Source organism: Sulfitobacter sp. SK025 (assembly GCF_003352105.1).
GTDB classification, from domain to species: domain Bacteria; phylum Pseudomonadota; class Alphaproteobacteria; order Rhodobacterales; family Rhodobacteraceae; genus Sulfitobacter; species Sulfitobacter pontiacus.
Map to the genome: position 1 here is coordinate 1,133,249 of NZ_CP025808.1, position 14,627 is coordinate 1,147,875.

30 protein-coding genes are annotated in these 14,627 nt (G+C 57.6%); 27 read left to right on the forward strand and 3 right to left on the reverse strand.

What is annotated here, in order from left to right:
• Positions 1-17 precede the first annotated feature (17 nt).
• Positions 18-254: a hypothetical protein gene (locus C1J04_RS05425; RefSeq protein ID WP_114865263.1), complete on the forward strand. Its 237-nt coding sequence runs from the start codon at positions 18-20 to the stop codon at positions 252-254.
• Positions 255-557: 303 nt separating this feature from the next.
• Here C1J04_RS05425 and C1J04_RS19750 read toward each other — a convergent pair whose 3' ends face one another.
• Genes C1J04_RS19750 through C1J04_RS05440 form a run of 3 tightly spaced genes read right to left on the reverse strand, consistent with a single transcriptional unit; the run spans position 558 to position 1,905 of the window.
• Complete coding sequence (locus C1J04_RS19750) at positions 558-758, reverse strand: heavy metal-binding domain-containing protein (protein ID WP_368074100.1); 201 nt, start codon at positions 756-758, stop codon at positions 558-560.
• Positions 706-1,152, reverse strand: coding sequence for a hypothetical protein (locus tag C1J04_RS19300; RefSeq protein WP_162797825.1), 447 nt, complete (start codon positions 1,150-1,152; stop codon positions 706-708). Before C1J04_RS19300 ends, C1J04_RS19750 begins: the two co-directional genes overlap by 53 nt.
• Before the next feature lie 12 nt (positions 1,153-1,164).
• Positions 1,165-1,905, reverse strand: a complete 741-nt coding sequence (locus tag C1J04_RS05440; protein ID WP_114865266.1) for a LexA family transcriptional regulator — start codon at positions 1,903-1,905, stop codon at positions 1,165-1,167.
• A gap of 105 nt (positions 1,906-2,010) precedes the next feature.
• On the opposite strand from C1J04_RS05440, the gene C1J04_RS05445 reads away from it, so the two are divergent.
• From C1J04_RS05445 to C1J04_RS05570, 26 genes are all read left to right on the forward strand, one after another.
• The gene (locus C1J04_RS05445) at positions 2,011-2,253 is read left to right on the forward strand and encodes a hypothetical protein (RefSeq protein ID WP_162797827.1); all 243 of its coding nucleotides are present in this window, start codon (positions 2,011-2,013) and stop codon (positions 2,251-2,253) included.
• A complete protein-coding gene (locus tag C1J04_RS05450; protein ID WP_114865268.1) occupies positions 2,253-2,480 on the forward strand; it encodes a hypothetical protein in 228 nt (75 codons plus the stop codon). Before C1J04_RS05445 ends, C1J04_RS05450 begins: the two co-directional genes overlap by 1 nt.
• Positions 2,477-2,992, forward strand: a complete 516-nt coding sequence (locus C1J04_RS05455; protein ID WP_114865269.1) for a hypothetical protein — start codon at positions 2,477-2,479, stop codon at positions 2,990-2,992. Before C1J04_RS05450 ends, C1J04_RS05455 begins: the two co-directional genes overlap by 4 nt.
• A gap of 1 nt (position 2,993) precedes the next feature.
• Positions 2,994-3,248 (forward strand): hypothetical protein, encoded by a 255-nt coding sequence (locus C1J04_RS05460; protein ID WP_114865270.1) that lies wholly within the window; start codon positions 2,994-2,996, stop codon positions 3,246-3,248.
• Positions 3,245-3,481 (forward strand): hypothetical protein, encoded by a 237-nt coding sequence (locus tag C1J04_RS05465; RefSeq protein WP_114865271.1) that lies wholly within the window; start codon positions 3,245-3,247, stop codon positions 3,479-3,481. Before C1J04_RS05460 ends, C1J04_RS05465 begins: the two co-directional genes overlap by 4 nt.
• Positions 3,481-3,750 carry a hypothetical protein gene (locus tag C1J04_RS05470; RefSeq protein ID WP_114865272.1) on the forward strand — a complete coding sequence of 90 codons (270 nt, stop codon included), beginning with the start codon at positions 3,481-3,483 and terminating at the stop codon, positions 3,748-3,750. Before C1J04_RS05465 ends, C1J04_RS05470 begins: the two co-directional genes overlap by 1 nt.
• On the forward strand, positions 3,747-4,631 hold the full coding sequence (locus tag C1J04_RS05475; RefSeq protein WP_114865273.1) for a ParB/RepB/Spo0J family partition protein: 885 nt from the start codon (positions 3,747-3,749) through the stop codon (positions 4,629-4,631). The genes C1J04_RS05470 and C1J04_RS05475 overlap by 4 nt, the downstream gene beginning before the upstream one ends.
• Positions 4,631-6,772, forward strand: coding sequence for a DDE-type integrase/transposase/recombinase (locus tag C1J04_RS05480; protein WP_162797828.1), 2,142 nt, complete (start codon positions 4,631-4,633; stop codon positions 6,770-6,772). Before C1J04_RS05475 ends, C1J04_RS05480 begins: the two co-directional genes overlap by 1 nt.
• A gap of 59 nt (positions 6,773-6,831) precedes the next feature.
• Positions 6,832-7,575 carry an AAA family ATPase gene (locus C1J04_RS05485; protein WP_114865275.1) on the forward strand — a complete coding sequence of 248 codons (744 nt, stop codon included), beginning with the start codon at positions 6,832-6,834 and terminating at the stop codon, positions 7,573-7,575.
• Positions 7,572-8,183, forward strand: a complete 612-nt coding sequence (locus C1J04_RS05490; protein ID WP_114865276.1) for a hypothetical protein — start codon at positions 7,572-7,574, stop codon at positions 8,181-8,183. Before C1J04_RS05485 ends, C1J04_RS05490 begins: the two co-directional genes overlap by 4 nt.
• Positions 8,180-8,551, forward strand: coding sequence for a hypothetical protein (locus C1J04_RS05495; protein ID WP_114865277.1), 372 nt, complete (start codon positions 8,180-8,182; stop codon positions 8,549-8,551). The genes C1J04_RS05490 and C1J04_RS05495 overlap by 4 nt, the downstream gene beginning before the upstream one ends.
• A complete protein-coding gene (locus C1J04_RS05500; RefSeq protein ID WP_114865278.1) occupies positions 8,548-8,901 on the forward strand; it encodes a helix-turn-helix domain-containing protein in 354 nt (117 codons plus the stop codon). The genes C1J04_RS05495 and C1J04_RS05500 overlap by 4 nt, the downstream gene beginning before the upstream one ends.
• Positions 8,898-9,122, forward strand: a complete 225-nt coding sequence (locus tag C1J04_RS19500; RefSeq protein WP_114865279.1) for a hypothetical protein — start codon at positions 8,898-8,900, stop codon at positions 9,120-9,122. The genes C1J04_RS05500 and C1J04_RS19500 overlap by 4 nt, the downstream gene beginning before the upstream one ends.
• On the forward strand, positions 9,119-9,298 hold the full coding sequence (locus C1J04_RS05510) for a hypothetical protein (protein ID WP_114865280.1): 180 nt from the start codon (positions 9,119-9,121) through the stop codon (positions 9,296-9,298). Before C1J04_RS19500 ends, C1J04_RS05510 begins: the two co-directional genes overlap by 4 nt.
• Entirely contained in the window at positions 9,285-9,935 is a 651-nt protein-coding gene (locus tag C1J04_RS05515; RefSeq protein WP_114865281.1) for a DUF3164 family protein, read from the forward strand. Before C1J04_RS05510 ends, C1J04_RS05515 begins: the two co-directional genes overlap by 14 nt.
• Before the next feature lie 82 nt (positions 9,936-10,017).
• Positions 10,018-10,341, forward strand: coding sequence for a helix-turn-helix domain-containing protein (locus C1J04_RS05520; protein ID WP_162797830.1), 324 nt, complete (start codon positions 10,018-10,020; stop codon positions 10,339-10,341).
• The gene (locus C1J04_RS05525; protein ID WP_114865282.1) at positions 10,338-10,790 is read left to right on the forward strand and encodes a gp16 family protein; all 453 of its coding nucleotides are present in this window, start codon (positions 10,338-10,340) and stop codon (positions 10,788-10,790) included. Before C1J04_RS05520 ends, C1J04_RS05525 begins: the two co-directional genes overlap by 4 nt.
• Entirely contained in the window at positions 10,787-11,041 is a 255-nt protein-coding gene (locus tag C1J04_RS05530; protein ID WP_114865283.1) for a hypothetical protein, read from the forward strand. The genes C1J04_RS05525 and C1J04_RS05530 overlap by 4 nt, the downstream gene beginning before the upstream one ends.
• Positions 11,038-11,409: a helix-turn-helix domain-containing protein gene (locus C1J04_RS05535; protein WP_114865284.1), complete on the forward strand. Its 372-nt coding sequence runs from the start codon at positions 11,038-11,040 to the stop codon at positions 11,407-11,409. The genes C1J04_RS05530 and C1J04_RS05535 overlap by 4 nt, the downstream gene beginning before the upstream one ends.
• Positions 11,410-11,511: 102 nt before the next feature.
• Positions 11,512-12,378: an N-acetylmuramoyl-L-alanine amidase gene (locus C1J04_RS05540; protein WP_114865285.1), complete on the forward strand. Its 867-nt coding sequence runs from the start codon at positions 11,512-11,514 to the stop codon at positions 12,376-12,378.
• Positions 12,379-12,396: 18 nt separating this feature from the next.
• Positions 12,397-12,615: a hypothetical protein gene (locus C1J04_RS05545; protein WP_074635308.1), complete on the forward strand. Its 219-nt coding sequence runs from the start codon at positions 12,397-12,399 to the stop codon at positions 12,613-12,615.
• Between the two features lie 6 nt (positions 12,616-12,621).
• Complete coding sequence (locus C1J04_RS05550) at positions 12,622-13,032, forward strand: hypothetical protein (RefSeq protein WP_114865286.1); 411 nt, start codon at positions 12,622-12,624, stop codon at positions 13,030-13,032.
• On the forward strand, positions 13,032-13,427 hold the full coding sequence (locus tag C1J04_RS05555; protein WP_114865287.1) for a hypothetical protein: 396 nt from the start codon (positions 13,032-13,034) through the stop codon (positions 13,425-13,427). The genes C1J04_RS05550 and C1J04_RS05555 overlap by 1 nt, the downstream gene beginning before the upstream one ends.
• A complete protein-coding gene (locus C1J04_RS05560; RefSeq protein WP_074635311.1) occupies positions 13,427-13,729 on the forward strand; it encodes a VpaChn25_0724 family phage protein in 303 nt (100 codons plus the stop codon). Before C1J04_RS05555 ends, C1J04_RS05560 begins: the two co-directional genes overlap by 1 nt.
• 20 nt (positions 13,730-13,749) lie before the next feature.
• The gene (locus C1J04_RS05565) at positions 13,750-14,043 is read left to right on the forward strand and encodes a VpaChn25_0724 family phage protein (protein ID WP_074635312.1); all 294 of its coding nucleotides are present in this window, start codon (positions 13,750-13,752) and stop codon (positions 14,041-14,043) included.
• Between the two features lies 1 nt (position 14,044).
• Positions 14,045-14,617, forward strand: a complete 573-nt coding sequence (locus C1J04_RS05570) for a DUF3486 family protein (RefSeq protein ID WP_074635313.1) — start codon at positions 14,045-14,047, stop codon at positions 14,615-14,617.
• The last annotated feature ends 10 nt before the right edge of the window (positions 14,618-14,627 follow it).

Consider the following 14,627-nt stretch of genomic DNA (forward strand, 5'->3'; position numbering starts at 1 on the left):
TCCGCAAAGGAATCGCAATGCAGAAAATCGACCCAAACCCGATCGAGACATTTGAATGCAAGGACCAGGACGGAATTTCTGTAACCGTAGGCAAGCATGAAGTTAACAATGAGAGCAATTCGGTGCTTGACGATAAAGTCCGCACGTCCAGCGCGGGATATACCTTTCTGATGAATGGCCACGAGGTCGTTCAAATTGATGAGCAGACATTTAGGGTGCCTAAGACTGATCAGATTTTGAAGATCCAGGCCTGATTGACGGCGAAGAACATCATGTTTTCGCGAGGGCAAGCATCCAAATCGTTAGCTGTGCAGCGCCATCTGATGTATGCATAACCCAGCATTATATGGGTTTTCAGTTATGTTAGACGGCAGTGTACAGCGGCATAAACTGCACGCAAATTGGCAGCGATTTACAAATTACATTGAAGAACAACGGCTTGCTGTGCTGGAAACGCGCATTGAGCGCAGAAAGCGCATATTGGCCGACGATGTGGCCGAGCGGCGCAGGATCATGATGCGGGCGATCCGTAGGATGCGCCGGGCTGAGGGAAAAACTTAGGCCGCTGCCGGTTTCTCAATCTTCACAGCCGTTCCAGACGCTACCAGCATAACCATGCTCCAGCCGCCGTCGCCGATCTGCACGTAGTCCAGGTCAACGGCCACGACTGCGTCTGCACCAAGCAGGGACGCTTCCTGCTTCAGCTCATAGAGGTGGTGGATTTTGAAAAGCGCTCTTTTGGCATTCGGTTCCTCCACGCATCCAGTATTCGGTCCAGTTCCGGTATGTGTCGCGAGCAGATTTTATCCCATATGGCGCTTTGATCGAAACTCTCGTGTTTGATCCTTCCCTCTCTATGCGGGTGAGGGAAATCGTAATCGGATTAAATGCCGCAATACCTTGCCTGATCTCGGCATATCCGAGTTCGTTGTAAAGCTGACCATCCAAAGTAACTGCTCCAGTACCGCCGATGAAAACCGTGCCAGGCTTTAAACAGATGCGCATAGTTCTCAGCGCCCTTGCGTAGGTGGCCTGATAGTTGCCAGAGATCAAAAACTGCTTCTCGAACGGTGCACTTTCGACCGATGCGGTGTCTTGGCAACCAGATAGAATAAATAATGCGGTCATACCGGCTATAAGTGACTTCAGCATAAGCAATCTTTCTCAAATCCAATTGTGTTTAAATGTAGGGTGCGCTTGCCCTGCCTGGCGAGGCTTCTGCCTTCGCGCGTCGTGACTGTGTCCAGACCATGCGAGGGATCCGATGATCCGAACGCGGTTGGCATCTTCACCTTGTCGCAACTCAGTGGGACAATCCGGGTTTTCTGATCGGAGCAAAAGCCCATTGTCGATCAGCTCAATCCTCTTGATCCTGGTATCACCTTCAATATCGACGACACCATAAATTTGACCGTCGCGTAAATCGGCTTGGCGCCGGTCCAATAGGACAAGGTCACCTTCGAACAATAAAGGCTCCATGCTGTTTCCTCCGACACTGCAAACGACACACTTATCTGCGACCAGACCCTTCTCCGACAACCAGTCTATCCGAAAAGAGACGGGAGAGAGTTTCTTGGCATTGTTACCATTCGCTCCAGGGCCAGCCGAGAGTTGAACATCGAAGCGCTCTACAAACGCAAACTCACTGAGTAATTCAACCTTTTGGTGGCTACTGCGTGGAATTACTGCTTCAGAGCTCCTCGGCGGGCCGAAATACAGTTCAAGCCCGAGCACCTCAGACATCGCACTCAATCGTTCGATACCGGGAGATTTCCCTCGTCGCAGCCCTTGGATTGCCGCACTGCTATCTTGTCCGAATGCACGCATGGCAACTTCGGCTTGGGAGAGGCCGAGCTTCTTTCGATACTCTTCAATGAGAGCGTAAATCTCGGCTGTTTCTATCATGGTGCCAAAATACACTAAATCCGGATATCAGCAAGGAAACACATAGTTTCCAAACTAGTGCCTAAAGGCATTGACATTAAGATGCCTTTAGGCACTAATGGGTGCATGGAAACGGATACACTCATAAAGTTAGCTGAAAGCTTCACCGCCCACGCGGGCGGAAGCGAGGCGACGATCTCGAATAAGGTCACAACGAACGCACGGCTTTTTAAGCGGCTGCGAGATGGGAAAGGGTGCGCCGTTTCCACGTTTAATGCTGCCTTGGTTTGGTTCAGCGAAAACTGGCCAGCAGACCTTGAATGGCCTGCTGACATTCCCCGCCCCCGCAAAAAGAAGGACGCCGCATAATGCGTGATCATCCGCCACTTTCGCTGGACGGGGTCGAAGTCGCCCGCGCAGCGCTTGGTCAGCTGACCGAGGCTCAGCGCTTGGCGTTGGCCATCGAAATCACCATCGGCGCGTCAGACCCGGCGTCGACTTTTCATCTGGTTCGTCTTGAGCGGACAGCCGCAACCGCCGCCCAAGACCTGACCCGCGTTCAGTTCGTCACCGAGGAGATGCGCAAGTGCCTATGACCCATGAAGAAGCCACAGCAGTGAAAAATCAGATCAGGGATGCTTATGCAAAGCTACGCGCAATCGGCTGGTTGAAAGAGGATTTTGGTCCGCTGCCTCATCTCGAACCCCAGGAACAGCAGGCGAAAGCCGTCCTGGCAAGTTTCGATCTTTATTATCTCACCGGTGTCAGCAGCTTGACCGACGGGATGGATATGGAGCCTTCGGATAAGCTCCAGCCCTACCAACCTGCGCGCCGTCAGCGTGATGATGGCGAACGGGCTTGCCAGCGCGTTGCACAGCTTGAAAAGCGCGTTGCGGGGATTGAGGTCGACCTAGTCAGTTTGCTCCGTGAACTCGCCCCCAGCGGTGGTCACGAAGACAGGGGCGAGAAGATTGGAGAGATGCACCGCCAGTTCGAGATCCCTGGCACCTTGAGCGAGCGGCAGGCGCGCGTATTGCGCGCACTCCTTGCTGATTTCACGCAGGTCTACGACCTCCTCGTTTCCCAGTTTCAAGAGGAGGCTTCTTAAGATGACCTCCAAGGCTTTTATCCTTACGTGCAGCTCCGCAATTTCAGCGGTTTCGACGTTCTTCATTGGCTCACTCCGTCGTTTGGTTTGCGTCTTCGACGGTAAGGGAGCGTCCGATGCGGTGCCAACGAAATCAGCACCGCGTCGTGACAGCTTCAAGTTGCCTCCAACGATTGTTGAAGATGCCATCGCAGGCATTGCGTTCGTGGTCATCTGTGTGGCGGGATACTTTCTTGCCTGGGGAGGTCTGACATGAGCCGCTCTCCGGTACAGTCCTTTGCGGCGCTCAAGGATGCGCTGACCCAGATGGTGTCGCTGAATGATGCGATGGATGATGACACGCTCGGCCAAGAGGTGGGGCTGATCAACAAGTGGGACGATCAAGCCAATCTCGCTATGGCGTCGTTTTCAGAACTGGTTCAGCACGAAGATGCCTTGCGCGATATCGAAGCGCTGTTGGCTGCAACCTATGACGGGGTGCCCAGCTGATGCACGCCGCCACGATGTCCTCCGATCGGCTGCGCCGGGTGAACAAGCTGCTGTCTGATCGCAAGCCGCACTCCACACGGGAGATCATGCGCCGCGCCCATGTTTGCGCGATCAACAGCTGCGTGGCCGAGCTTCGCCAGCTTGGGGCCGAGATCGTCTGTGAGCGCCAGCATATCAACGGCAAATTCATCTTCTTTTACACGATGCTCACCCCACCGGATGACGCCCCCGAGAACGACCAAACCCTAGATTTTACGGATGACGTATGACTGATACTCCGACGCCCCCTGTCAAAAGCCAAACCCATGATCTGCGCCGTGTTACGGTTGCGTTGATCGAAGTCGAAGGGCGGTTGCGCCCTGCGCGTGCCCATCGGATCGAGGCGCTGAAGCAGGATATCGACTGCAACGGGCTGACCCATCCCTTGCTGGTGGTGCGCAAAGGGCAGAAGTACCGGTTGATCGCGGGTTTTCAGCGTCTGGAAGCGGTCCGCGCGCTTCGTTGGGCCGAAGTGCCTGTCACGGTCTTACCGGAAGACACGCCCCCAGCTGATCTGCGCTTTGCCGAGATCATGGAGAATATAAACCGTGAAGAGCTGACAAAGCTTGAACGGGCTGAACATCTGGCTGCGCTGAAAGCCACATGGGAAGAGATGAACCCGGCTGCACGTCACGGTGGTGACCGGCGCAGTGCAAACGTCCGTCTTGTGAAAGATGCTGAAAACGCTGAGAAAAATCAAAGTGCAATTTTTGCACTTTGTTCTGACATTGCCGAGAAGGTCGGACTTTCAAGACGTTCATTTTTCAACGCACTCGAGATCGCCAACGGCCTTTTCCCCAAGACCAAAGACCGTATCCGCGACACGTGGATTGCCGACCATCAGGCGGGGCTGCAGGCGCTGGCCAAGGTTGCAGCGGATGTGCAGGAGCGCGCCTGCGATGCCCTTTTGTCGGATCCGCCCCAAGCGACCAGTGTTACCGACGCTCTTTTGCTGGCCGAGGGCCGCGCCCTGCCACGCAATGATGACAAGCATTATCACCGCGTAACGGCCACCTGGTCGCGCCTGTCCACCAAGAGCCGTCGCGCGTTCATTGATGAGCACAAGCGCGAGATCCTCGAGCATGCCCGCGCGCAGGGATGGAGCCTCTGATGCTTTGGGTTTCGGCACAGCAGATTGCGGATGCGGCGGCGGCAGGGCTGATGCCTGGCCTGCCGACGTCCAAGCGGCGCGTAAATGCGCTTGCCGCCCGCGACCGCTGGGCTGAAACCGGACTGGCACGGGTCCGCGAAGGCCGCGAAGGCGGTGGCGGGCTTGAGTATCACGTCGATGCCCTCCCAGCCCCCGCACGAGCCGCTTGGCTGGCTAGCCATCTGACCCTGGAAGCGCGGGATCTTCGCCCCGTCGTTGCGGATACCCCGATGGATCAGTCAGCGGACGCCCGCGCTCTGATCCTCAGCCTGGTTCACAAGTTTCAGGCAGATAACGCGCTGCCGCAAACTGCTGCGGATGCGATGTTTGCAGAGATGTTCACGGGCGGTTCAATAGAACTTCCAGCCTGGATTAAAGCTGCTGTTCCGAGTGTTTCGGCGCGCTCGATCGCCCGGTGGCGCAAGGCGGCACACGAAGGCACGGCGACATCCCGCAGGGGCCGTCCCAAAGGGTCCGGCGTGCTGGATGTGGCACATGACGGGCAGGTTCGCGCAATGATGCTGGCCGCGATCGCCAAGCAGCCGTTCCTGTCCGCCAAGCATCTGCGGATCCTGGTGAAGGACAAGTTCGGTAAGACGCTGGACGTCACCTGCGCCAAGACCGGTGAGACCAAGACATCACCGCTGCCCACAATCCGCATGTTCCAGACTGTCATCACCCGCTGGAAGACTGAGTATCGCAACGAGCTGATGCGCCTGACCAACCCGGACGGCTATCGCTCTCATGTCCGCTTTGCTGCGACTGGAAGCCAGCGTGCGCAGCGCCTGAACGAAGTCTGGCAGGTGGATGCGTCACCTGCGGATGTGATGCTCAAAGGTGGACGGCATTCGATCTACATGGCCGTCGATGTCTACTCCCGGCGCGCCATCGTGCTTGTGAGCAAGACGCCGCGCGCCTCTGCCGTAGGTCTGCTGGTCCGCAAATGCATCATGGCATGGGGCGTGCCTGAGAAAATCCATACCGATAACGGGTCGGATTTCGTGGCAAAGCAGACGAAGCGCTTGTTTTCTGCATTGGAAATCGAGGTTGAGCTCAGCATCGCATATGAGCCGACCGACAAGGGGATCGTCGAGCGCACGATCGGAACCTATCAGCGCGATATCGCGGTCTGCCCTGGCTTCATTGGTCACTCGGTGGCCGATCGCAAGATCATCGAGCAGCGCAAGGCATTCGACAAGCGTCTCGGTGCCACGGATGAAGCACTTTACGATGTCGACATGGATTTCGCCGAGTTCCAGGAGTGGAGCGATATTTGGGCGCAAGACATGTATGGACGGGATGAGCATTCCGCCCTTAAGAAGCGGACCCCCTTCGAAGTTGCAGCGGCCTACGCAGGCCCGATCCGCAAGATCGAACATGAGGCCGCATTGGATGTGCTGCTCGCCCCGATCGCGTCAAACGGTGGTTTGCGGACGGTGACCAAGCAAGGTGTGCGGGTCGATGGCGCTTACTACCTGCCGATGTCCGCGATGCCAGGCGATGAGGTTTTGGTTCGGATGGACCCCGCCGATATGGGCCGCGTCATGCTCTTCGATCCGGAAACGGAGGCCTATCTGGGCGAGGCGTTGAACGCCGATCTGGCGGGGCTGAACCCTGCTGAGGTGATCGCGAAAGCCAAAGCAATGCAGCGCGCGTTCGAAGACGAAAAGCTGACGGACATCCGCCGCGCCAGCCGCAAGATCGGCAAGCGTGACGTGGCCGATGCAATGCGCCGCGATGCCGCCGAGAAGGCTGGCGTAATGGTCGCCTTCCCGCGGGCACGAGAGGTCTACACCACACCCGCTTTGGAAGCGGCAAGAGACGCCTCAATTCTGCCGCCGAGAGAAGCACCCAAAAGCCGTGTGTCTGATGATCGTTTGGCGACGATGCGCGCCGAACATGAGCGTACAGCCGAGGTGGTTATCAAGCCGGAGACACCCAAGGAAAGGTTCCGCCGGTTCCTTGTCTTGGAGCAGCGGATCAAGGCGGGTGAGCGTGTCTTGCCCGAAGAGCAGAAGGCGCTCGCAGCCTATCAGCGCCAGCCTGAGTACATCGGGCACATGAAGATTTTTGAGGATTTCAGCTGGGCAATGTTCGGCTGATTTAGGTGCCCCCGGCAACGTTGCAGGCTGACCGGGGGCGATAACGAAGTGAGGATAGAATGACAGAAGAATTCAGGCATAACAACTCTGTTGCACCGCTGCGCAATGTCGTGGCTTTGGTGGAACTTATCGAGCGGGTTAATCAGCGTGGTCCTGGGCTTCCGGGGCTGGGCGTTTTCTACGGATGGTCCGGATACGGCAAAACGACAGCGGCAGTTTATGCGGCGAACAAGTTTCGGGCGTATCAGGTCGAAGTCAAATCGGTATGGACCAAGAAGAAGCTCTGCACCGAGATCCTGCGCGACATGGGCGTGCTGCCCGCCAAGACGATCTCGGACATGGTCGACCAGATCGCCCAGGAGCTCGCCCGCAATAGCCGCCCCCTCCTGATCGACGAAATCGATCACCTGGTCGATCGCAACATGATCGAGATCGTGCGCGACATTCACGAAAGCTCCGGCGCCACGATCATCCTGATTGGTGAAGAGAAGCTGCCGCGCAAGCTGATGGCTTGGGAACGGGTGCACGGTCGCATTCTTGACTGGGTCGCTGCTGAAGAAGGTCAGATCGACGATGTAGGCTATCTCGCAGCGATCTACTGCCCCGGTGTTTCGCTCGAAGAGGATCTGAAGCTTCAGGTTTTGGAGGAATCACATCGGTCGATCCGGCGCATTTCCATCAACCTCGAGCGGGTCAAAGAATTCGCCCAGACCCGGAACCTCAAGTCCATCGGCCGGAAGGATTGGGACAATCGTCCCTTCTTCACTGGCGAAGCACCCACGCCGAGGAGAGCTCCGAAATGAGCAGGATTTCAGCAACCGAAGCGGCCACGTCCCGTGAGCCGCAAGGCCGTCAGCCGCTCTGGGATGAGATGGTCAAGTTCAACGGTGCACCGTTCACGATCACCGATATCTTCGATCAGACCTACGTCAATCGCCACACGATCCGCAGCTATCTCAAGTCTCTTACGCTGGCGAACTATGTCGAGCGCATCGAACCTGAAGAAGGCGCTATCCGCGAGGACGCCGCGATCAAGTTCCGGATTATCGCGGATCCTGTTCCTTATCACGCTCCCCGCCTGAACCGGGACGGCAAGCCGGTCTCGCAGGGCGGTGGCGTCGAAAACATGTGGCGGACGATGCGCATGATCGGACAGTTCACGCCCCGTGATATCGCAGCACATGCCACGACCGACATCGTGAGCGTTACGGACAACACCGCAAAGGCCTATTGCACCAAGTTGCTGAAGGCGGGCTTCTTGAAGGTTGTCAGCAAGGCCCAGCCCCCGGCGAAGCAGGCAGTGTATCGCCTGATCCGGAATACGGGGCCACAGCCACCGATGATCCAGCGGACCCAACAAGTGTTCGATCCAAACACGCGGAAAGCCTATCCGGTGGGAGGGCAATCGTGAACGGACCCGTCGATATCGCAAGAAACGCCTGGGGCGATGACCTGCCGGATTGGGTATTAGCGTTGGCCCAGGCGTGCGCCCTTACCAGCCAGAACCGCGTAGCCGAGGATCTCGGGAGATCAGCTTCCTTGGTCAGCACGGTGCTGCGCAAGAAATATCCAGGCAACATGGAGGCCATCGAAGAGCGGGTGCGCGGCGTCTTCATGTCGGCCGTCATCTCATGCCCGGTCCTTGGCGATCTGCCGACGGATGTCTGCCAGATGTGGCGACAGCGGGCCAATCGCTTGCAAACCCATAACACACACCGGGTGCGGATGTTTCGCGCCTGCAGACAGTGTCCCCGCTACATCGGAGAGGAGCAGTCATGACCAATCGAGCCACTGAAATCGTTTCGCTGGCACTGCAACGCGTACCGCCAAAGGTCATTGCGCAGCGCCTCTGCGTGCATCCCAACACTGTCTACCAGAGGATTAGGGAAGCGCGTCAAGCCGGGGAGGTTATTCCTTACTTCAAGACACCATCAAAGCTCGAGGCAGCCGAAGCTCGACCTTCGGCAAGGCCAGAGGAAGCCGAGGCGTCACCATCGACCAAGCATATCGTGGTGTCGGTACGCCTGTATTCGTTGCTGACGACCGAAGCAGCGCGGCGCGGGCTGACGCCTACTGAGGCTGCGCAACGGCTGCTTGAGAAAGCCCTCTTGGGCACGGTGGTGGCATGAGGGATCAGGTCAAACGGTTCTCAGAGGCTGAGATGATCCGTCTTGCTGCCAGCGGCGTCGCCAAGGTGGATCTTATGGGCCGACGCGGGACGACCCTCTGCACGATAGATGAGATCGAAGCGATGGCCGCTATGATCGTGGTAGCCGACGTCTTGCCAGGGCATCCGGCCGATCCGGCGCGCCAGCCCATGTTTGTTGAAGCTGAAGGGAGCGTCCGATGATCCGGCCAACATATTACGATGAAGGGCGTGAGGTGAAATTTCAGAGTGATGATGGCGTCCCTATTACGATTTGCTCTGCTGATCCCACGCTTCCATTCCCTGAGCTTGTGGCGAGTGAAATCGCCGATGCCCTAAATGCAAAATCCGCGAAGGATAAATTCCATGACGACTTTTAAAACCGCAGCACTTCCCGATGGCCGCAAGGAAATTGATGGCAACATCTACATGCGTGATGGCAAGGGCGGTCTGCAGCCGATCGAGAATATCGCCGCGCGTGATCTGCTTCAGGACGAAACCACTCGCAAAATCATCGGCCACGCCATTCCGCTGTCTGACCAGGTGGCGCGGTTCAAGGAGCATACCTTTGATGACATCGGTGCATTCGAAGCAATCCTGGCGCAAGAATACGGCGCGACCTTCGGCGGCAAGAAGGGCAACAAGACACTGATGACTGTGGATCAACTCTACAAGGTTGAGGTCCGGATTGCAGATCAGATCAACTTTGGGCCTGAGCTGCAGATTGCCAAGCAGCTGGTCGATGAGTGCCTTAATGAATGGTCTGCCGAGAGCCGTCCGGAGATCCGCTCGATCGTGACCCGTGCGTTCAACACGGACAAGGCCGGTCAGATCAATCGCGCCGAGATCTTCATGCTGCTGCGTCTCGAAATCACGGATGCCCGCTGGCAGGAAGCGATGCGCGCCATCAAGGATGCCATTCGCGTCGTAGGGTCCAAAACCTATGTGCGCTGCTCCAAGCGTGACAGCCACGACGCGCCGTGGCAGGCAATCACGATCGATTTGGCCAAGGCTTGAAGCGATGTTTCACGAGCGATCATCACCCCCACGCGACGTTCAGGTACAGGACATTCGCTCGCACGTGGCCAGTCATTTTGGAGTGACTGAGGAAGAGTTGCTGGCCCGTTCGCGTCAGAGCGAGTTCGTGAACCGCCGGGCCATCTGTTATCAGCTTTGCCGGGAAATGTCGGACGCGAGCCTGTCACAGATCGGCAGATATATGGCCAATCGCGATCACACCACGATCATTGCAGGCCTGAAGCGCAAGCTGCCGTTGGAAATGCAACTGGCGAAAAACCATATCCGCTTTGCTCTGGAGCAAGGATCACCGCATTCCCTGACCTTCGTGCGTGCCGCTCCGTTTCAGACCCGTCGAACCAAACCAGAGCCTGTGTTTAGGTCCAGAAGAGGAACAGGAGAATGAGCCGGGCGTTGCAGAAAACAATCCATGTCGCTTGCCGGGAACTCGGTATTGCGAGCGATGACCGGCGCGCACTTCAGCTCGAGGTATGCGGTAAAACATCCATGTCAGACATGACCGCCGCCGATCTGAAAAAGGTTCTCGATCGTCTCAGGAAGGACGGGTTCAAAGGGGCTTTAACCAGCCCTAAAAAGCGCCCTGCGGCCTCCCGTGCGGATCTGAGGCTGGTCCACGTGCTCTGGGGAAAGCTTGGGGCTGCAGGCGTACTGGACAGGCCCGGCCGGGATGGTCTGAACGCCTTTATCCGGGCACGGTTTGGCGAGACATGGGAAATGGTTCCTGCGGACGTGGACATGCTGCGGGATCATAATCAGATCGATGCCGTGATCTCCGCTTTGAAAGACTGGGGCAAACGCGCCAATATCAATTTTGACTGGAGCGGACGGAAATGAGCCGCCGCTCTGACATCGTCACTGATCACGCGGTGGTCCGTTATCTTGAGCGGGTATACGGCGTTGACGTAAAGTCCCTGAAGCGCCGGATCGAGCTGGTGACGCGAGAAGGCCGCCACCAGGGCGCGAATGCGGTCAACAGCGGCGGCGTCCATTATGTTTTGAGCAAGAGCGGCAAAGTCACCACGCTCTATGGCTGCAATGACACCGTCGCAAGACGCGGTCAGCGGTGGAGGGCGCGCCACAAATGACAGAGGCCCCCAAGACCCCTGCAAACGTCCAGGTCTACGAAGAAATTCTCGGCACGGATGGCGCAGTCGAGTTCCTCCTGACCTTTGGCGGCGCGGAGCTCTACATGCCCACCGATCCAAAGGGTGGATCGAAGGTTGCTCAGCTGGTCGGTATCGAAAAGGCCCGCGCATTGGCCGATGCATCGCACGCCATGAAGGCCCGCATTCCGACCGCGAAAAGGTGGATCGCTCAGGTCCTTAAATCAAAAGGCTTGCCCGTTGCAGAAATTGCACGCAAGTTGCACATGACCGATGTGACGGTGCGAAAGTATCTCGCTGACGAGTTCACTTCGGAAGAGACCTTTTCCAAACAAATGAAGCTGTTCTGACGCCACCCCGCAAGCGCTTGCGGATGTTTTGAACAGGCATCAAACGCCATTTTAAACCCCACAAGGTAGCGCGCCGCCCGTGCTTCGCGATTGGGGTCCACAATGAAATTCAAAAATCACATTGCCCAGGGCATCCCGTTTGATCGCGCGCAGAATATCGGCGGCGTGATCGCACCAACCATCGTCGTTTTGCATGACACGGCCGGGCGCTTGGAACACGGCAACTCTGCCAATTACCTGCGGACCGCACCGCGCGGCGTCTCGGTTCACTTCATCCTCGAGCGTAATGGCTCAATCTCTCAGCAGGTGCCCACCAACCGCCGTGCGGGGCACGCCGGGACATCGCATTACCATGGGCGAGATGGTGTCAACGATTTCTCTATCGGTATCGAGATCGTCAACCCTGGTCGGATGACGGATGCGGGCAACGGGAAAGCCCGTGCGTGGTACAAGCAGGAATTCGATATCGCTGAGTTCGGCGTCCAGGCTGTCACTACTCCTGAGCATGGCAGCGGGCTTTGGATGGATTATACCGAGGCGCAAGTCGAAGCCCTAGAAGCGCTTCTGAACGGTCTCTTCGATTACATCCCAACACTCACTGATATTACTAGCCACTGGTACATCTCCCCAGGTCGCAAGGTCGACACCAACCCGCTATTTCCGCTGACGCAGATGCGTGCGCGGGTCTTGGGCCGTGACGATGCTCAATCGGCTGAGGCGGATGAGGCGTCCGCGCCAACACAGCACGAAGACGAGATGGTCGCGATCACCGTGCCCGGTGACACGCTGAATATGCGCCGTTGGCCCTCATTTAATCCCAATGTGATCTCGACCATCACAGACGGTGTGGTCGTACCCGTCATCCGTGAAGGCATCTTCGACGGTCGTGCATGGCTGAAGGTCCGTCACGGCGGCCTTGAGGGCTGGATCGTCAAGTCTCACGCCGACCCGATCATTCAATCCAACTGAAACTCTGAGGAACTCGACATGTTTAAAGAAACGAAATCCCCCTTCCTGTCTCTGGGCGTCCTTGGCGGCGGCGGTGCCATCATCACCGGTCTTGCCCAGATCGCAGGCTACGCGGTCACACCTGCTGATGCCGCAGATCTCAGCACGGCTGTGACCGGCCTGATCACCTCCGCTGCGGGCTTGATCGCTGTGATTGGTCGGATCCGCGCGACGAAGCGCGTCTCGCTGCTGGGCTAATTGTCCATGAGCTTGGAATGGTCCGCCGTCACGCTTGCAAGTCACGCGAGCCTCGTGCTTGCCACCGTGTTTGCGTTTCTCAACGCAATTACGGTGCGCAGGTTCTGGGTTGCCCAGCCGTCACTTGCTGTTTTCGAACGGCTGGAAAGTCCGATCTTCGCAATCGCCGCCGCTCTGATGGTGGAGCGTAGCTACTACGTTTGCGCCAGATTGTTCGTAAAGACGGATTTTAATCTTTGGGAGGCCCATCCTGCACCTGAGGTCCTCGCATTCATGCTGGCAGGAAGCATGTTCTGGCTGGCTATCTCAATCCGAACGATGGGCGAAATCGGCGGCCTGGGCGCGCAACGCGCTCTGATCCTTCAATCCGCCACGATGGTGGCTTTGTTCACAATGCTCGCCTGGGGTCTTTGGTAATGGACTGGTTCTCATGGTTCTCTGAGGGCCAGAAGCTACTCGGCTTCATTGTGCTGATTGTTACCTCTCTCGCAGCCGTGGGGCGCTGGTTCTGGGGCCGTGTTTCGACACGCGTCAATGATGGCATGTCGGGTCTGCAGGTGGGTCATCAGAGCATCGAAAAGCGTTTGGTCGCCGTCGAAGGCAGTCTGGGAAAGGTGAACGATGATCTTGGCCGGGTTCGTGTCCGCATGTCGACAATCGAGTCCCGGATCGATCTGCTTGCCACGGCTAGAGAGCAGCATGACCTCGCCATTCTCGTTGCGCGGATCGGCGCAAGTCAGGAAGCCCAGGGCAACATGGTCCGCATGCTTTATGAGGCCGCACAGCGCGCAGGCAAAGGCGGAGACAAGTGATGTTCAAAGCCTGGCCGATCGAAACCGTCGAGACCGAATTCCGTCGCTTGAAGGTGCTTCAATATCTGGCGGGCATTCCCGGCTATGAGGCGGCGGCATCGGTGATGCGTCTGCACTGTGGGCGCATCGGTGTGCCGACCAATGCCGATCAAGCAGTCGCGGCAATCGCGTGGCTTGACGAAATGGAGCTGGTCACCACCCGCGATTACCAGGGCGAGCCTATCGCACGCCTGACCAACAAAGGCCGTGAGGTCGCCACCGGGGCGACCAGTATGCCCGGCGTTATCCGTCCCGACCCATAACCTTCTTTGGAGCCTTCCCCATGGCAGACAGCACCGAGACCGAACACCGTCGCCTCGCGATCCTCAAGCACCTGGAGAGATCGTCCGAGTTCACATCCAATGCGTCAATCCTGATAGATGTCGTGCGCGGCGTCGGCATCGCCTCTTCGGACGCGCAGATCCGGGGAGCATTGGCGTGGCTGGACGAACAGGAACTGATCGAGATGACCGATCACGGTCATGTTGTGATCGCGACAGCGACCGTGCGCGGCGCGGAGGTCGCGCGCGGCCTGGTCCAGCATCCCGGTGTCAAACGCCCAACGGCACGGCGCTGACATGCCGCCGCCCCGCAAGATCGACCTCATTCCGCAGGAGATCAGGCTTCGCCTTCAGGACCTCCTGAAGGAGCGCGGCTTCTCTGACTATGTCGCGGTAACCGAAGATCTGAACTTCTGGCTGGAAGAGGCCGGTCTTGAAATGCGCGTGGGTAAATCGGCGGTCCATTCCTTTGGCCAGGAATACGAGCAGATGGCGCGCGCGCAGGAAGAAGCATCCGCTTGGGCCGTGAGCTGGATGGAAGGCAATGGTCTCGAGGAAGAGGCCAAGCGCCACAATGTGCTGTTTCAGATGATTACCACTCTCGCATTCAAGGTCATGAAGTCGGCGATGCTGAAGGAAGGCGATGAGATTGACCCGAAGGAGTTGCACTTCTTGGGCAAGATGCTGAAAGACGTGATGAGCAGCTCAGGCATTCGCGAAAAGCTGACGGCTGATGAGCGTCTGCGGATTGCAAAGGAAGAACGCGCCAATGCGGCAGAGACCGCAGTCAAGGCCGCGCGGCAAGCGGGCATGTCCTCAGAGACGGCCGAGAAGATCAAAGCCGATATCTTGGGGGTTTCAAATGGGTGATCCAAGGGCA

Excerpts from the sequence above, each read along its gene's own strand:
- C1J04_RS05425 (WP_114865263.1), top strand. The coding sequence starts at position 18 with ATGCAGAAAATCGACCCAAACCCGATCGAGACATTTGAATGCAAGGAC.
- C1J04_RS19300 (WP_162797825.1), bottom strand. The coding sequence starts at position 1,152 with ATGCTGAAGTCACTTATAGCCGGTATGACCGCATTATTTATTCTATCT.
- C1J04_RS05440 (WP_114865266.1), bottom strand. The coding sequence starts at position 1,905 with ATGATAGAAACAGCCGAGATTTACGCTCTCATTGAAGAGTATCGAAAG.
- C1J04_RS05445 (WP_162797827.1), top strand. The coding sequence starts at position 2,011 with ATGGAAACGGATACACTCATAAAGTTAGCTGAAAGCTTCACCGCCCAC.
- C1J04_RS05450 (WP_114865268.1), top strand. The coding sequence starts at position 2,253 with ATGCGTGATCATCCGCCACTTTCGCTGGACGGGGTCGAAGTCGCCCGC.
- C1J04_RS05455 (WP_114865269.1), top strand. The coding sequence starts at position 2,477 with ATGACCCATGAAGAAGCCACAGCAGTGAAAAATCAGATCAGGGATGCT.
- C1J04_RS05460 (WP_114865270.1), top strand. The coding sequence starts at position 2,994 with ATGACCTCCAAGGCTTTTATCCTTACGTGCAGCTCCGCAATTTCAGCG.
- C1J04_RS05465 (WP_114865271.1), top strand. The coding sequence starts at position 3,245 with ATGAGCCGCTCTCCGGTACAGTCCTTTGCGGCGCTCAAGGATGCGCTG.
- C1J04_RS05470 (WP_114865272.1), top strand. The coding sequence starts at position 3,481 with ATGCACGCCGCCACGATGTCCTCCGATCGGCTGCGCCGGGTGAACAAG.
- C1J04_RS05475 (WP_114865273.1), top strand. The coding sequence starts at position 3,747 with ATGACTGATACTCCGACGCCCCCTGTCAAAAGCCAAACCCATGATCTG.
- C1J04_RS05480 (WP_162797828.1), top strand. The coding sequence starts at position 4,631 with ATGCTTTGGGTTTCGGCACAGCAGATTGCGGATGCGGCGGCGGCAGGG.
- C1J04_RS05485 (WP_114865275.1), top strand. The coding sequence starts at position 6,832 with ATGACAGAAGAATTCAGGCATAACAACTCTGTTGCACCGCTGCGCAAT.
- C1J04_RS05490 (WP_114865276.1), top strand. The coding sequence starts at position 7,572 with ATGAGCAGGATTTCAGCAACCGAAGCGGCCACGTCCCGTGAGCCGCAA.
- C1J04_RS05500 (WP_114865278.1), top strand. The coding sequence starts at position 8,548 with ATGACCAATCGAGCCACTGAAATCGTTTCGCTGGCACTGCAACGCGTA.
- C1J04_RS19500 (WP_114865279.1), top strand. The coding sequence starts at position 8,898 with ATGAGGGATCAGGTCAAACGGTTCTCAGAGGCTGAGATGATCCGTCTT.
- C1J04_RS05510 (WP_114865280.1), top strand. The coding sequence starts at position 9,119 with ATGATCCGGCCAACATATTACGATGAAGGGCGTGAGGTGAAATTTCAG.
- C1J04_RS05515 (WP_114865281.1), top strand. The coding sequence starts at position 9,285 with ATGACGACTTTTAAAACCGCAGCACTTCCCGATGGCCGCAAGGAAATT.
- C1J04_RS05525 (WP_114865282.1), top strand. The coding sequence starts at position 10,338 with ATGAGCCGGGCGTTGCAGAAAACAATCCATGTCGCTTGCCGGGAACTC.
- C1J04_RS05530 (WP_114865283.1), top strand. The coding sequence starts at position 10,787 with ATGAGCCGCCGCTCTGACATCGTCACTGATCACGCGGTGGTCCGTTAT.
- C1J04_RS05535 (WP_114865284.1), top strand. The coding sequence starts at position 11,038 with ATGACAGAGGCCCCCAAGACCCCTGCAAACGTCCAGGTCTACGAAGAA.
- C1J04_RS05540 (WP_114865285.1), top strand. The coding sequence starts at position 11,512 with ATGAAATTCAAAAATCACATTGCCCAGGGCATCCCGTTTGATCGCGCG.
- C1J04_RS05545 (WP_074635308.1), top strand. The coding sequence starts at position 12,397 with ATGTTTAAAGAAACGAAATCCCCCTTCCTGTCTCTGGGCGTCCTTGGC.
- C1J04_RS05550 (WP_114865286.1), top strand. The coding sequence starts at position 12,622 with ATGAGCTTGGAATGGTCCGCCGTCACGCTTGCAAGTCACGCGAGCCTC.
- C1J04_RS05555 (WP_114865287.1), top strand. The coding sequence starts at position 13,032 with ATGGACTGGTTCTCATGGTTCTCTGAGGGCCAGAAGCTACTCGGCTTC.
- C1J04_RS05560 (WP_074635311.1), top strand. The coding sequence starts at position 13,427 with ATGTTCAAAGCCTGGCCGATCGAAACCGTCGAGACCGAATTCCGTCGC.
- C1J04_RS05565 (WP_074635312.1), top strand. The coding sequence starts at position 13,750 with ATGGCAGACAGCACCGAGACCGAACACCGTCGCCTCGCGATCCTCAAG.
- C1J04_RS05570 (WP_074635313.1), top strand. The coding sequence starts at position 14,045 with ATGCCGCCGCCCCGCAAGATCGACCTCATTCCGCAGGAGATCAGGCTT.